We start from the raw sequence: 12,568 nt of genomic DNA, 5'->3' as shown, positions 1-12,568 counted from the left end.
CCCAGGCGCTGAGCGCGCGCCGGGCCTAACCTCAGGGAGGACAGGGATGGAGATTCTCGATCTGAAGGGGTCGCTGGAGTTCTCAAAAGAGCGGCACGTGTACAACACCCTGGCCGACACCCCGCACAGCTCGATCAGCATCGTCGGGTGGGAGCCCGGGCAGACGTCGCCCATCCATTCCCACCCGGGGGCCGACGAGATCTACCACGTCCTGGAGGGCGAAGGGCTCTTCAACGATGGACGGAAAGAGGTGCGGTTGGGCCCCGGGGACACGGTGATCTTTCCGGCCGGCGAGGTGCATCGCGTCCAGAGCCTCACGCGCATGGTGCTGTATCGCGTCCAGGCCGGGGCCGACCGGCATCCGGAGCCAGTGGACGCCTGGCCGAAGTCTTGACACCGGGGACCCGGGCGTTACCATCCCGGCCACGCTGCGCACACCAGCTCACGGAGGTCACGATCCGTCGAACGAGATGCGGACGTGGACGTTCAAGGTCCGCCCGGGGGTGACGTTCCACGAGAACTGGGGAGAGCTGACGGCCGAGGACGTCAAGTTCACGGTGGACCAGAGCTTCAAGCCCGACGCGCTGGGGGGCTCGGCCTACTTCTTCCGCAATCACCTCGACCGGATCGAGACGCCCGACAAGCACGCCTGGGCGTGAGCTACCTGTTCATCGCCCACGATCTCGCCGCCGCGAAGTATGTCAGCACGCGGATCGGCGTGATGCACCTCGGCAACCTCGTGGAGACGGCGACGAGCTGTACGCGCACCCGCTACATCCCTACACCCAGGTGCTGCTCAACAACGCGCTGCCCGCACACCCCGACGACGTGCGGGAGGAGGTCATCCTGCGCGGCGAGGTGCCGAGCGCCTTCGATCCGCCCGCCGGGTGCCGCTTTCATCCGCGGTGTCCGCACGCGCTGCCCGTCTGCGCCGAGGTCGAGCCGGTGCTACGGGAGCAGTCCGCCGGCCACCAGGTGGCCTGTCACCTGTACGGGACGTGAGCGCGGGCGGCGTTGGTGCGGCTCCGCGCGCGCTCGTCGGCCCGGCGGGCCCGGATGGCGGCGATGCGCTGCGCCATCGGCACTTCGAGGCGCTCGGTCGCCCGCGCCGTGTAGTCGAAGCCCGGCAGGGTGACGCGCGGGATCCGCGTGCCGAAGGCGTGCTCGATCGACCGGAAGTCGGCTTCCTCCGCGGGCGACACGAGCGTGATGGCATCGCCCACCGCCTCCGCCCGAGCCGTCCGTCCGACCCGGTGGATGTAATCGTCCGTCATGGTGGGCACGTCGAAGTTCACCACGTGGCTGAGACCGGTGACGTCGATGCCGCGCGCGGCGATGTTGGTGGCCACCAGCACGCGGCAGGCGCCGGCCTTGAAGGCGGCGAGGGCCCGGGTGCGCTGGGCCTGGCTGCGGTTGCCGTGGATGCGCTGGGCCGCCACGCCGCGCCGCACCAGGCCGTCGGCGAGACGGTTGGCCCGGTGCTTGGTGCGGGTGAAGACGAGCATGTTTCGGACGCCGGGCTGGCGGAGCAGCTCAACGAGCAGCGGCAGCTTCAGGTCCGACGCCACCGGGTAGGCGGCGTGGCTGACACCCACCGCCGGCGCCGCCGGCCGCTCCACGTTGATCATCACCGGATCGCGCAGCAGCTCGCGGGCCAGCGCGGTGATGGCGGGCGGCAGGGTGGCCGAGAAGAGCAGCGTCTGCCGGCGCCCGGCGGGCAGCGCCTTCATGATCCGCCGGATGTCGGGCAAGAACCCCATGTCGAGCATGCGGTCGGCCTCGTCCAGGACCAGCACCTCGAGCCCGGCCAGCCGCGCGTACGAATGTTGAAAATGATCGAGCAGCCGGCCAGGCGTCGCTACCAAAATGTCGGCGCCGCGACGGAAGGCCTGCTCCTGCGGCCCCATGGCAACGCCTCCGAAGACGGCGGCGCCGCCGATGCGCGTGAAGCGCGCGAGCTCCCGGCGATGCTCGTCGATCTGGGCGGCCAGCTCCCGGGTGGGCGCCAGCACGAGGGCGCGGGTGACGCCCCGCGGCCGGTCGACGAGCCGCTGGAGGATCGGCAGCAGGAACGCGGCGGTCTTGCCGCTACCCGTCATGGCGCAGGCGAGCACGTCCCGCCCCTCGGTGGCCGGGGGGATGGCGTCCTTTTGAATGGGCGTGGGCACGGCGAAGCCGAGGGCGTCGAGCCCGCGCAGCAAATCGACGTGCAGGGTGAAGGAGGTGAACGACATGGAACGAGTTCCTCGTGAGGGCGCTTCTGGGCCCGGTCAGTCTTCCGCGAGTTCAAAAACACGCCCCACGAAGCGGAAGTGGCCGGGAAACGCGGTCTGAGAAGGACGGGGCTCGCGATGAGCCCTGGATCGAGCCAGACCACCACAGTATATACACGGCTCCGGCGGATGGCGAGAAGTTTCGCGGTCAGCGGCCGGCTGCGAGCAGCGCGAGCACCTCCGGGGTCGACGGACGAGTCGCCCCCTACTCCAGATCCAGGGGGTCGCGCCTGGGTCCTACCGTGCGCATGGTCTCGAAGCCGTGTTCCACCATGTCGCAGTACAACTCCACGCGGTTGCCGTCGGGGTCAGGGAAATAGACGCTACGGGTCACATTGTGCTCGATCGTGGCCTCGACCGGCACCCCCATCGCCTTCAGTTCTCTGTAGGCTGCCTGCAGTTCCTCAAAGCTCCCGAGCTTCCACGCCATATGGTGCAGACCGGGCTGGGCAGCGTGAGGCGCTTCGCCGGTAGCCAGTTGGAACAGGGCCAGCTCATGGTGCTCCCGGCCGAAGCTGAGGAACACCGTCCCCCGCTCCAAGTCCTCGTGGGCCACCTTCAATCCCAGGGTCCGCGTGTAAAAATCCTTCGATTTGCCGGCGTCCCGGACTTTCAGCACGACATGGCCGAGCTTGCACGCCTGAATCATGTTTCCCCTCCTGGCGTCTGCCCCGAGACTCTGGTGATCGTCCAGCGGTCCACGATGCCGGCATCATATTTCCCCGCCACAGGCGTCCGCAAGGTGTGTCGCGGGCCCGATACTGGCTCTGCGGATGGCGGCCCTCGGCGCGTCATGGTAGCTTAGGCGCCCCGACGCTTCGACGAGCCCGGCGAGCGGATAAGGAGATCGCCATGAGCCACGCCCCCGAGGTCGAGGCCCGCACCGAGGTCCGCGACGGGCTGCGCATCACCTGGCACCAGCCGATGCCCATGGACGACGGCATCGTCCTCCGGGCCGATGTCTTTCGCCCCCTCGAAGACGGTCACTACCCGGTGATCATGACCTACGGGGTTTATGCGAAGGGACTCTCCTACCAGGAGGGCTACCCGATGCAGTGGCAGAAGATGGTGGAGGACCATCCGGAGATCCTGGAGGGATCGACCAACAAGTATCAGAACTGGGAGGTCACCGACCCCGAGCGGTGGATCCCTCATGGCTACGTGGTCGTCCGCGTAGACTCGCGGGGCGCCGGCTGGTCCCCTGGCTTCATGGACCCCAACTGTCCGAGGGAGATCGAGGATCTGTACCAGTGCATCGAGTGGGCGGGCACGCAGCCCTGGAGCAACGGGAAGGTCGGGATGCTCGGCATCTCCTACTACGCGAGCAACCAGTGGCGCGTGGCGGGCAAGCATCCGCCGCACCTGGCCGCCATCGTCCCGTGGGAGGGCCAGAACGACCGGTACCGCGACTCCGGATACCACGGCGGCATCCTGAGCCGGTTCCAGGAGCGCTGGGCGAAGCACCAGGTGGTCAACATCCAGTACGGGCTGGGCGCGCGCGCGCGAAAGAACCCCAACACGGGTGAGTCAGTGGCGGGCCCTCTCACGCTGTCGGACGAGGAGCTGGCCAAGAACCGGGTGAACGTCTTCGAAGAGCTCAAGAAGCACCCGCTCGACGACGAGTGGCACCGCGAGCGCTCCGCCGATCTGTCCAAGGTCACGGTGCCGCTCCTGACGTGCGCCAACTGGGGCGGGCAGGGCATTCACCCGCGCGGCAACTTCAACGGCTTCACGCAGACGCCGTCCAAACAGAAGTGGCTCGAGGTCCACGGCGATTCGCACTGGTCGCTCTTCTCCTCCGGCTACGGTCTCGCGCTCCAGAAGCGCTTCTTCGACTACTTCCTGAAGGGCATCGACAACGGCTGGGACGAGACGCCGCGCGTGATGCTGAACGTTCGCCACCCTGGCGAGAAGTTCGTGCTGCGGTCCGAGAACGAGTGGCCCTTGGCCCGCGCCCAGTGGACCAAGTTCTATCTCGATCCGGCCAGCAAGGCCCTCAGCGCGAAGGCGGTCGCAAAGGAGGGGAAGGTCGAGTACGAGGCCCTCGGCAACGGCGTCACCTTCTGGCTGCCCACGCGCGAGACGGAGACCGAGATCACGGGGCCCCTGGCCGTCAAGCTCTTCGTCTCGTCGTCGACGAAGGACGCCGATCTCTTCCTCATCGTCCGCGTCTTCGACCCGCAGGGCCAAGAGCTGACCTTCATGGGCTCCACCGACCCCAACACGCCGATCGCCAACGGCTGGCTCCGGGCTTCGCATCGCCGGCTCGACCCCCAGCGGAGCAAGCCGTACCAGCCGTATCATGCGCACGACCGGGTCGAGCCGCTGACGCCCGGTGAGGTCTACGAGTGCGACGTGGAGATCGTGCCCTCGTGCATCGTCGTGCCGGCCGGCTGGCGGCTGGCGCTCACCGTGCGCGGCAAGGACTATGAGTACGAGGGGGAGATCGGCGAGTTCGGGAAGAAGTTCCACTACGGCACCCGGGGCACGGGCGGCATGACGCACGACGACCCCGACAACCGGCCGACGGACATCTTCGGCGGCAAGGTGACGTTGCACGCCGGCGGCGGCCGGGAGTCCTATCTATTGCTGCCGATCATCCCGAGTCAGGGTGCCTAAGACCTTCCTACCCGCTGACTCGGCGGCTGGTTTGCTTAGCCGCGCACGAGGGGCGCGAGGTCGGTGATGGCGCTCACCACTCGATCTGCCGTAAACCCGAGCTCTTCGGGCGGTTCGCCGGGGCTGCGCTGAATCCACAACGTGGTCAGCCCGGCGGAGGCGGCGCCATTGACATCCCAGGAGTTCGAGGACACAAAGCCCAACTCGGCGTTATTGACCTTCATACGCTCGGGACCCAGATTGTAGACCCGCGGGCTGACCTTGAAGATTTTGACTTCCTCGACACTGATGATCGTGTCGAGCAGAGAATCGATTCCCGCGCTTTTGGCCGCCGCCTCTAGCATCCTCGGCTCACCGTTCGAGAGGATCGCCAGCCGCAAACCCTGCTTCTTCAGGGCCTCCAGACCCGGTTTAACATCCGGAAACGCGGTAAGGCTCAGGTAAGCCTCCATCAGCCGTTTGCGCTTCTCGGGAGTGAGATCCAGCTTGAGGCTCTTCGATGCGTAGACGAGTCCATCGTCGGTGAGCTGCCAAAAGTCCTTGTGGCGGCCCATCAGGCTGCGGAGCAGACTGTACTGGAGCTGCTTGACGCGCCAGAGTTGGGCCAGGGCGTTTCCCTTTCCAGGAAACAGCTGCTCACACAGTGCGGTCACCGAGAACACGTCAAACAGCGTCCCGTAAGCGTCGAAGGCAAACGCCTTGATGCTTTTGACGCGAGCGGGAGATTCAGCGGCCGAGACGACGCCCGGTGCTGACATCGCGCCCACTGCGGCGGCCGTGGAACCTGCAACTTTCATGAATTCTCGTCGATCAGTCGCCATACGTCCCTCCTTCCGTCCCCGAGAGTCTCCTGGCCTGCTCCAGACCGGTGGCCTTCGGGAGTCCACAGGGCCAGCATCATAGTTCTCAGGCACACGCGTCGCAAGTCGCCGAACGTCATCGATCCTCGATGGCGTCACTCCGGTGCCTCATGGTAGGTTAGGCGCCCCGAAGCGTCGACGCGCCCGAGGAGCCGAGAAGGAGATCGTGGAATGACGAACCGCCCCGCCGTGACGCCCGCGCTGCTCGAGGAGTACTGCACCAAGTTCCGGAACTGGGGGCGCTGGGGGCCCGAGGACGAGATCGGGACGCTCAACTTCATCACCCCGGAGGTCGTCAAGCGCGCCGCCGGCCTCGTGCGCAAGGGCAAGGTAATCTCCTGCGCCCTCAACTTCGACATGCACGGGCCCCAGACCGGCGCCTTCGGCCGGGTGAACCCGTTGCACAGCATGGTGGCCACGGGCACGGACCACGCGGCCGGCCGGCAGAAGCTGGCGGGCTTCGAGAAGGTGCCCTTCGGCTGGGGCTTCGCCGACGACCAGGTCACGATGTTCCTCCAGTGCGGGACCCAGTGGGACGGCCTCGGTCACATCTTCCACAACGGCAAGATGTACGGCGGCCGCGACGCGACCCTGGTCTCGGCCTCCGGCGCCGCCCGGAACGGCATCGAGCACTACAAGGACAAGATCGTCAGCCGCGGCGTCCTGCTCGACATCGCGCGCTACAAGGGCGTGGACGCGCTCCGGCCGGGCGAGCCCATCTACGTCGAGGATCTCGACGGCTGCGCCGGCCGGCAGCGCGTGACCGTCCAGCCCGGCGACATCGTCCTGATCAGGACGGGAGACGTGGGGCGGCGCGTCCGGGAGCGGAGCTGGGGCACCTTCTCGGCCGGAGACGCGGCCGGGCTCTCGTTCCTCACCGCCCCCTGGCTCTTCGACAAGCGCGTGGCCGGGATCGCCAGCGACACCTGGGGAGCCGAGGTCAGGCCCAACGAGCTGCCCGGGTCGTTCCAGCCGCTGCACCTCGTGATGGTGGTCAACATGGGCCTCCTGGTGGGCGAGATCTTCAACCTCGAGACGCTGGCGGAGGACTGCGCGGCGGACGGCGTCTACGAGTTCATGTTCGTGGCCCCGCCCCTGCCCATCACGCGGGCCGTGGGATCACCGATCAACCCCCAGGCCATCAAGTAGTCAAGGTCGACGGCATGCTCCATGCGCGTATTCTGAGATCGCCGACGGCCGGCTGCGGCCCGGTCGCCGTCGACGAGTCGTCGATCGCCAGCATTCCCGGGGCGCGCGTCGTCCGCGAGAAGGAGCTGGTGGCGGTGGTCGCCGAGCACGAGTGGGACGCAGTGCGCGCGGCTCGAGCGCTGAAGGTGACGTGGGCACCGCCCTGCACGCCGTTCCCTCCGATGGAGAAGCTCCACGATCACATCCGCCAGGCCACCGTGACCGGCCGCCAGGTACCCGTCAACAAGGGTGACGTGGACGGCGCGCTCAAGGCCGCGCAGCGCGTGGTCGAAGCCGAGTACGAATGGCCGTTCCAGTCCCACGCGAGCATGGGCCCGGCCTGCGCGGTGGCCGACGTGCGCGCGGACCAGGCCACGGTGTGGACCGGCAGCCAGAAGCCGCACTTCGCCCGTGACGGTGTCGCCAAGCTGCTCGGCCTGCCCCCGGACAGAGTCCGCGCCGCCTGGATCCCGGGACCGGGGTCGTATGGCCGCAACGACGCCGGCGACGCGGCCATGGACGCGGCGTTGCTCTCGAGGCTGACCGGCAAGCCGGTACGCGTCCAGTACATGCGAGACGAAGCCACCGGCTGGGACCCCAAGGGGCCGGCGGGCGTCTACCGCGGTCGGGCCGGGCTCGACGCCCAGGGCAACGTCATCGCCTACGACTTCTTCGGCAAGGGGTTCACGCGCCAGGACGTGGCCACGAACGAGAGCGATCCCAAGGACACGCTGGCCGGCCAGCTGATCGGCTTTCAGCCCAAGCCCACGGTGATCTTCCAGGTCCCGGCCGAGGCGTACGACTTCGCCAACAAGCGCTGCGGCTGGGAGTGCATCCCGCCGTTGCTCGACCGCGCCTCGCCGCTGCGCACCGGGCACCTGCGCGACCCGCTGGGGCCCGAGACGCACTTCGCGAGCGAGTCGTTCATCGACGAGGTCGCGCTCGCCGCCGGCGCCGATCCGGTGGCCTTCCGGCTGAAGTACGTCCGCGATCCCCGTCATGCCGCCGTCATCCAGGCGGCGGCGGACAAGGCGGGCTGGAGCAAGCGACCGTATCCCAACCCGCGCCGCGGCAAGGGCAACGTGATGGTCGGCCGCGGCTTCTCCTACACCGAGCGTAACGGCACGATCGTGGCCATGGTCTCCGAGGTAGAAGTGGACCGCCGGAGCGGACGCGTGTGGGCCAAGCGGTTCACGGTGGCGCACGACTGTGGGCTGATCATCAACCCCAAGGGTCTCGAGCTCACCATCGAAGGCAACGTCGTGATGGCGCTGTCGCGCACGCTGTTCGAGGAGGTGAGGTTCGACCGCGATCAGGTGCTGAGCGTCGACTGGACGAGCTATCCGATCCTCGAGATCCAGGACGCGCCCGAGCGCATCGACATCGTGCTCATCAACCGGCCGGATATTTCGGCCACGGGGGCGGGCGAGCCGGCGACGCGCACGGTGCCGGCGGCGATCGCCAACGCGATCTTCGACGCGACGGGGGTGCGCATCCGGCGGGTGCCGATCACGCCGGAGCGCGTGAAGGCGGCGCTGGCGCGGGCCTGACCTGGGGGCTGGCCGGCGCCGGCAAGGAGTTGCCATGAAACCGCTCGTGTCGTTTGGGCTCTGGCGATGGATCGAGGAGAACCGCGCGGCCTTCGAGCCCCCGGTCGGCAACAAGGTGATCTGGGAGGACTCTCAGTTCACTGCCATGGCGATCCGGGGTCCCAACGCCCGGCGAGACTTCCACGTCGATCCGTCCGACGAGATCTTCTACATGCTCGAGGGCGACATGGTGCTCGAGTACCTGGAGGCGGGCCGGCGCCACTCCCAGACCATCCGCGAAGGCGAGATGTGTCTCGTCCCCGCCTTCACCCCTCACTCCCCGCACCGTCCGGCGGGCACGTGGGGGCTCGTGATCGAGATCAAGCGCGGGCCGGCCCAGACCGAATCGCTGGTCTGGTTCTGCGACCGGTGCGACACCAAGCTGCACGAGGTCACCATGCACGTGGCGAATATCGAGAAGGAGTTGAAGACGGCCATCGAGCACTTCGACGTGAGCCTGGAGCTCAGGACGTGCCCGGCGTGCGGGCACGTCCAGCCGGAGCGGGCCCCGGTTCCCCAGCCGCCGTGACGACCTAGTGCCGTTCCAACTATTCGCGCCTAGGAAGGCACCGTGTACGTCGTTCGTGGACAGATTTAGTATCAACAAGTTGGAACGGCACTAGGAGCGTATCGGAGGGGGCCGTCGAGGCCCCCTCCGAGTTAGAGGCCGGCCCGGTTCTTTCCCCTCACCGCCCGGTTGACCACGTTGACCGGCCACTGGCCGGTGAGGACCCGACGCACCTCGTTGGGCGCTCCCGCCTGGAGTCCCACCATGGCCTGCTCGCTGTACCAGGCGGCGTGAGGAGTGATGGTCACGTTCTCGCGGCCGCGCAGGGGGTGCGGGTCGGGAAGCGGCTCGGGATCGGTCGTGTCGAGCGCACATCCCGCGATCCGGCCGGCGTCCAGGGCCCGGACCAGCGCCGGGGTATCCACGATGGGCCCCCGGGCGCAGTTGACGAGGAAGGCCGTCGGCTTCATCTGGGCCAAGGCCTCGTCGTTGATCATCCCCCGCGTCGGGGGGATGAGCGGAGGATGCACGGAGACGAAGTCCGACTCCCGGAGCATCTCGAAGAGCTCCTTCTTCTCGCCCGGGACCTGGAACTCTCCGGCCTTCACGAAGGGATCGTAATAGAGGACGCGCATCCCGAAGGCGGCCGCCCGCACCGCCACCGCGCGGGCGATGTTCCCGAAGCCCACCAGGCCCAGCGTGCGCCCCACCAACCGGAACATCGGCTTGCCCGGCGGCACCTCCCAGCGTCCCTTGCGCACCAGCCGGTCGTAGAGCGCCACCTTGCGCGCGCAGGCGAGGAGGAGGGCCATGGTGTGCTCGGCGACCTCCTCGATGCAGTAGGTGGGGTTGTTGGTGACGATGATCCCCGCCTCGGTCGCCGCGTCGAGGTCGATGGTGTCCACGCCGATGCCGTAGCGGGCGATGATCCTGCATCGGGGCATCCGGGCCATGACCTCGGCGGTGATGGGGCCGGCGTAGGTGTTAAGCAAGGCGTCGCAGTCCTTGGCCTCGGGTAGGAACTCCTCGGGCTGCCTGGTCTGGAGCGCCACGAGGCTGGCCAGGCCCTCGAGGGTCTTCTGCTCCACGTCCAGCGACTCCCAGACGTAATCGGTCAGGACCACCTTCGCCTTGCCGGCCATACGGTCTTGGAATCGCCCTAGGGCGAGGCGTCCCAGGGGAGGCTGGTGCCCAGCCAGTGCGTCAGCCCGATGACGTCATCGGGCTTGTAGACGTGGCGGGGCGGCGTCTCGAAGGTCATGTACGGCGTGATCCGGAGGATCACCCGCTTCTCCCGCCGCGCCCGCTCCGCGACGTGCGGCCGGTGGGACTCGGGAATCGGCTGCTCGGCCATCAGCGACATGATTCGCATGAGCTGGTCGACCACGGCGTCGAAGTCCGTGACGATCTTGGCGGTGCCGTACACCAGGAGGTAGGTCGGCGGCCACTTCTCGTCGAGGACGCAGAGCGAGACCTTGGGATTGCGCGCGACCGTCTTGGCCTTGGCGCGCTCAGCCATGGTCGAGACCAGGAGATCGTCGCCGTCCATGACGTAGTAGACGGCCGTCATCGCCGGGCCATGGTCGCGCCGGTTGTAGCCGAAGATGGCCGTGCGATGCGAGCGGACGAAGTCGCGGCGCTCCTTCCCGTTCATGCCGGCCTCAGCAGTTCAGGCAACGGGGCCAGTCGCGCGAGTAGACGGGATTCTTCAGATACTCCTCCGGGCGATACGTCCAGAACTGCGAGACGTTCGGAAAGGTGTGGATCACCGTGTTCTGCAGCTTGCCGCCCACGCGCTCGACCCGGCGCACGTAGATGCTCTGGATCGGGTGGCCGTACTCGTCGAAGCTGACCGAGCCCCGCGGCGCGTCGGCGAGGCTCACCCGGCGCAGCGCGGCGAGGAACTTGCCCGCGTCCTCGATGTCGCCCCCCACCGCCTCCAGCGCGGCCTTGAGCGCGATCCCGCCGGTGTACGTCCCCTCCGAGTAGTACGAGGGCACGTGGCCGTACTTGGCCTCGTAGGCGGCCACGAAGCGGCGGTTGGCGGAATTGGCCAGCGCCGCAGAGTAATGGAGCGCGCTCACGATGCCGAGGGCCTCGTCGCCCATCCGGCGCAGGATGTGCTCGTCGGTGAAGTTGCCGCTGCCGATGAGCGGGATGCGTTCCTTGAGGCCGGAGTCGGCGTACTGGCGCGTGAAGCGAAGCCCGTCGGCCCCGGCGGAGGCGACGTAGACGGCGTCCACGTCGCGCTTGAGGCTCGCGATGTACGGCGCGAAGTCGGCGGTGCCGAGCGGCGCGAAGAGCTTCTGCACGATCTGACCGCCGACCTCCTCGAACGTTCGCTGGAAGGCGGCGCTGGACTCGTGGCCGAACGCGAAGTCCTGGGCCACGATCGCGATCTTCCGGTACTTGAGGGTCTCGTACACCCACCGGCCGAACGGATGCGCGGGCTGCCCCGCCGACCAGCCCGTGCGCACGACGTAGAGGCTCCGCCGGCGCTGGGTGAGGTCCTCGGCGGCGACAGTGGGAGACAGCGTGGGCATCTTGCGGGCCTCGATGTACGGCAGGATCGCGTAGGCCTCCGCCGTGCTCAGCGGTCCCACCAGCACGTGCACGCCCTGACTCTCGACGAGCGCGCGTACCTTCGTCAGCGCGGTGGCGGGCTTGGCCTCGGTGTCCTCGACCGTGAGGCGGACCTCGCGCCCCGCCAGGCGCTGGCCCTGCTCCTCGAGGAACAGCGAAAAGCCGTCGGCCATCTCCTTGCCGTTCGCGGCCAGCGGGCCCGTCAGGGGCACGAACAGCCCGATCTTGATGGGCCCGCGCTGCGCCCAGGCCGAGACCCCGACGGCCAGTAGCAGACCAGCGAGGACGAGCGCCGTGACACGAGTATTGATGATCATCTCTCACCTCAGATCGGGGCGCCTGGCTGCGCGCACGGGGATGTATTCTAATCCAGCCCCGGGCCGCGTGGAGGACCTGCGCCCGGAGGCGGAAGGAGCCGGTATGCGGCATCGACACGTCACTTTCGCCCTGGCGCTTGCCGCCGCCGTCGCGGCCGGCGGTACGGCGTCGGCCCAGCACGGCGGGCAGGGCCATGCCCCAGGCGGCCAGGGTCATCTTGTCGCCCAGCGCTGCGCCGACGAGTTCACGAAGGTCGTGGGCGGAGGCGGCGGATTCGGCATGGCGTTCGCCGCCGACCAGAACGGCTACCCGGGACCGATGCACGTGCTGGAGCTCAAGGAAGCCCTCAAGCTGAGCCCCGAGCAGGAAGCGCGGGCCCGCGATCTGCATGCCGCGGTGCGGGCCGAGCTGCCCAAGAGCCAGCGGCTGCTGGACGCCGAGCGCCGGCTCGAGCGCCTGTTCGCGGACCGAACGGCCACCGAGGAGAGCGTGCGCGCCGCCGTGGCGGAGATCGAGCGGGCGCGCACCGAAGTCCGCCTGGTCCATCTGTTGACTCATCTACGCACGCGGGACCTCCTCACCGAGGATCAGCGGCGCGTGTACCAGCAGACCCGCTGGGGCGCGCGCTAG

General features: G+C 68.2%; 14 protein-coding genes. 8 read left to right on the top strand and 6 right to left on the bottom strand.

The window, feature by feature from the left end:
* The first annotated feature begins 46 nt into the window (after positions 1 to 46).
* The 3 genes from VGV13_02625 to VGV13_02615 all read left to right on the top strand — a co-directional run bounded on the left by VGV13_02625 (position 47) and on the right by VGV13_02615 (position 1,002).
* The gene (locus VGV13_02625) at positions 47 to 394 is read left to right on the top strand and encodes a cupin domain-containing protein (protein ID HEV8639973.1); all 348 of its coding nucleotides are present in this window, start codon (positions 47 to 49) and stop codon (positions 392 to 394) included.
* Positions 300 to 659 carry an ABC transporter substrate-binding protein gene (locus VGV13_02620; protein HEV8639972.1) on the top strand — a complete coding sequence of 120 codons (360 nt, stop codon included), beginning with the start codon at positions 300 to 302 and terminating at the stop codon, positions 657 to 659. The genes VGV13_02625 and VGV13_02620 overlap by 95 nt, the downstream gene beginning before the upstream one ends.
* A gap of 130 nt (positions 660 to 789) precedes the next feature.
* The gene (locus VGV13_02615; GenBank protein ID HEV8639971.1) at positions 790 to 1,002 is read left to right on the top strand and encodes an oligopeptide/dipeptide ABC transporter ATP-binding protein; all 213 of its coding nucleotides are present in this window, start codon (positions 790 to 792) and stop codon (positions 1,000 to 1,002) included.
* On the opposite strand, the gene VGV13_02610 is transcribed toward VGV13_02615, so the two are convergent.
* Both VGV13_02610 and VGV13_02605 read right to left on the bottom strand, forming a co-directional pair.
* Entirely contained in the window at positions 984 to 2,234 is a 1,251-nt protein-coding gene (locus VGV13_02610; protein HEV8639970.1) for a DEAD/DEAH box helicase, read from the bottom strand. The genes VGV13_02615 and VGV13_02610 overlap by 19 nt on opposite strands.
* 244 nt (positions 2,235 to 2,478) lie before the next feature.
* A complete protein-coding gene (locus tag VGV13_02605) occupies positions 2,479 to 2,922 on the bottom strand; it encodes a VOC family protein (GenBank protein ID HEV8639969.1) in 444 nt (147 codons plus the stop codon).
* A gap of 203 nt (positions 2,923 to 3,125) precedes the next feature.
* Between VGV13_02605 and VGV13_02600 the strand changes: the two genes are divergently transcribed.
* Entirely contained in the window at positions 3,126 to 4,892 is a 1,767-nt protein-coding gene (locus tag VGV13_02600; GenBank protein ID HEV8639968.1) for a CocE/NonD family hydrolase, read from the top strand.
* Positions 4,893 to 4,927: 35 nt separating this feature from the next.
* Here VGV13_02600 and VGV13_02595 read toward each other — a convergent pair whose 3' ends face one another.
* Positions 4,928 to 5,713, bottom strand: a complete 786-nt coding sequence (locus tag VGV13_02595; GenBank protein ID HEV8639967.1) for a haloacid dehalogenase type II — start codon at positions 5,711 to 5,713, stop codon at positions 4,928 to 4,930.
* A 210-nt stretch (positions 5,714 to 5,923) separates the two neighbouring features.
* Here VGV13_02595 and VGV13_02590 point away from each other — a divergent pair, with 210 nt between their 5' ends.
* The 3 genes from VGV13_02590 to nbaC are packed head-to-tail and all read left to right on the top strand — an operon-like array spanning position 5,924 to position 9,058.
* Positions 5,924 to 6,901, top strand: a complete 978-nt coding sequence (locus tag VGV13_02590; GenBank protein HEV8639966.1) for a cyclase family protein — start codon at positions 5,924 to 5,926, stop codon at positions 6,899 to 6,901.
* 14 nt (positions 6,902 to 6,915) lie between these two features.
* On the top strand, positions 6,916 to 8,490 hold the full coding sequence (locus VGV13_02585; GenBank protein HEV8639965.1) for a molybdopterin cofactor-binding domain-containing protein: 1,575 nt from the start codon (positions 6,916 to 6,918) through the stop codon (positions 8,488 to 8,490).
* A gap of 34 nt (positions 8,491 to 8,524) precedes the next feature.
* Entirely contained in the window at positions 8,525 to 9,058 is a 534-nt protein-coding gene (nbaC, locus tag VGV13_02580; GenBank protein HEV8639964.1) for a 3-hydroxyanthranilate 3,4-dioxygenase, read from the top strand.
* Between the two features lie 131 nt (positions 9,059 to 9,189).
* Here nbaC and VGV13_02575 read toward each other — a convergent pair whose 3' ends face one another.
* Genes VGV13_02575 through VGV13_02565 form a run of 3 tightly spaced genes read right to left on the bottom strand, consistent with a single transcriptional unit; the run spans position 9,190 to position 11,937 of the window.
* The gene (locus VGV13_02575; protein ID HEV8639963.1) at positions 9,190 to 10,179 is read right to left on the bottom strand and encodes a C-terminal binding protein; all 990 of its coding nucleotides are present in this window, start codon (positions 10,177 to 10,179) and stop codon (positions 9,190 to 9,192) included.
* Between the two features lie 17 nt (positions 10,180 to 10,196).
* Positions 10,197 to 10,691 carry a PPOX class F420-dependent oxidoreductase gene (locus tag VGV13_02570; protein ID HEV8639962.1) on the bottom strand — a complete coding sequence of 165 codons (495 nt, stop codon included), beginning with the start codon at positions 10,689 to 10,691 and terminating at the stop codon, positions 10,197 to 10,199.
* A gap of 7 nt (positions 10,692 to 10,698) precedes the next feature.
* Positions 10,699 to 11,937 carry a penicillin-binding protein activator gene (locus tag VGV13_02565; protein HEV8639961.1) on the bottom strand — a complete coding sequence of 413 codons (1,239 nt, stop codon included), beginning with the start codon at positions 11,935 to 11,937 and terminating at the stop codon, positions 10,699 to 10,701.
* Positions 11,938 to 12,040: 103 nt separating this feature from the next.
* Between VGV13_02565 and VGV13_02560 the strand changes: the two genes are divergently transcribed.
* On the top strand, positions 12,041 to 12,568 hold the full coding sequence (locus VGV13_02560; protein ID HEV8639960.1) for a periplasmic heavy metal sensor: 528 nt from the start codon (positions 12,041 to 12,043) through the stop codon (positions 12,566 to 12,568).

The organism is Candidatus Methylomirabilota bacterium (assembly GCA_036001065.1).
Taxonomy (GTDB): domain Bacteria; phylum Methylomirabilota; class Methylomirabilia; order Rokubacteriales; family CSP1-6; genus MNEF01.
This window is presented reverse-complemented; position numbering and strand designations above follow the sequence as displayed.

Coding starts and splice junctions, on each gene's coding strand:
- VGV13_02625 (HEV8639973.1), top strand. CDS start 47: ATGGAGATTCTCGATCTGAAGGGGTCGCTGGAGTTCTCAAAAGAGCGG.
- VGV13_02610 (HEV8639970.1), bottom strand. CDS start 2,234: ATGTCGTTCACCTCCTTCACCCTGCACGTCGATTTGCTGCGCGGGCTC.
- VGV13_02605 (HEV8639969.1), bottom strand. CDS start 2,922: ATGATTCAGGCGTGCAAGCTCGGCCATGTCGTGCTGAAAGTCCGGGAC.
- VGV13_02600 (HEV8639968.1), top strand. CDS start 3,126: ATGAGCCACGCCCCCGAGGTCGAGGCCCGCACCGAGGTCCGCGACGGG.
- VGV13_02595 (HEV8639967.1), bottom strand. CDS start 5,713: ATGGCGACTGATCGACGAGAATTCATGAAAGTTGCAGGTTCCACGGCC.
- VGV13_02590 (HEV8639966.1), top strand. CDS start 5,924: ATGACGAACCGCCCCGCCGTGACGCCCGCGCTGCTCGAGGAGTACTGC.
- VGV13_02585 (HEV8639965.1), top strand. CDS start 6,916: ATGCTCCATGCGCGTATTCTGAGATCGCCGACGGCCGGCTGCGGCCCG.
- nbaC (HEV8639964.1), top strand. CDS start 8,525: ATGAAACCGCTCGTGTCGTTTGGGCTCTGGCGATGGATCGAGGAGAAC.
- VGV13_02575 (HEV8639963.1), bottom strand. CDS start 10,179: ATGGCCGGCAAGGCGAAGGTGGTCCTGACCGATTACGTCTGGGAGTCG.
- VGV13_02570 (HEV8639962.1), bottom strand. CDS start 10,691: ATGAACGGGAAGGAGCGCCGCGACTTCGTCCGCTCGCATCGCACGGCC.
- VGV13_02565 (HEV8639961.1), bottom strand. CDS start 11,937: ATGATCATCAATACTCGTGTCACGGCGCTCGTCCTCGCTGGTCTGCTA.
- VGV13_02560 (HEV8639960.1), top strand. CDS start 12,041: ATGCGGCATCGACACGTCACTTTCGCCCTGGCGCTTGCCGCCGCCGTC.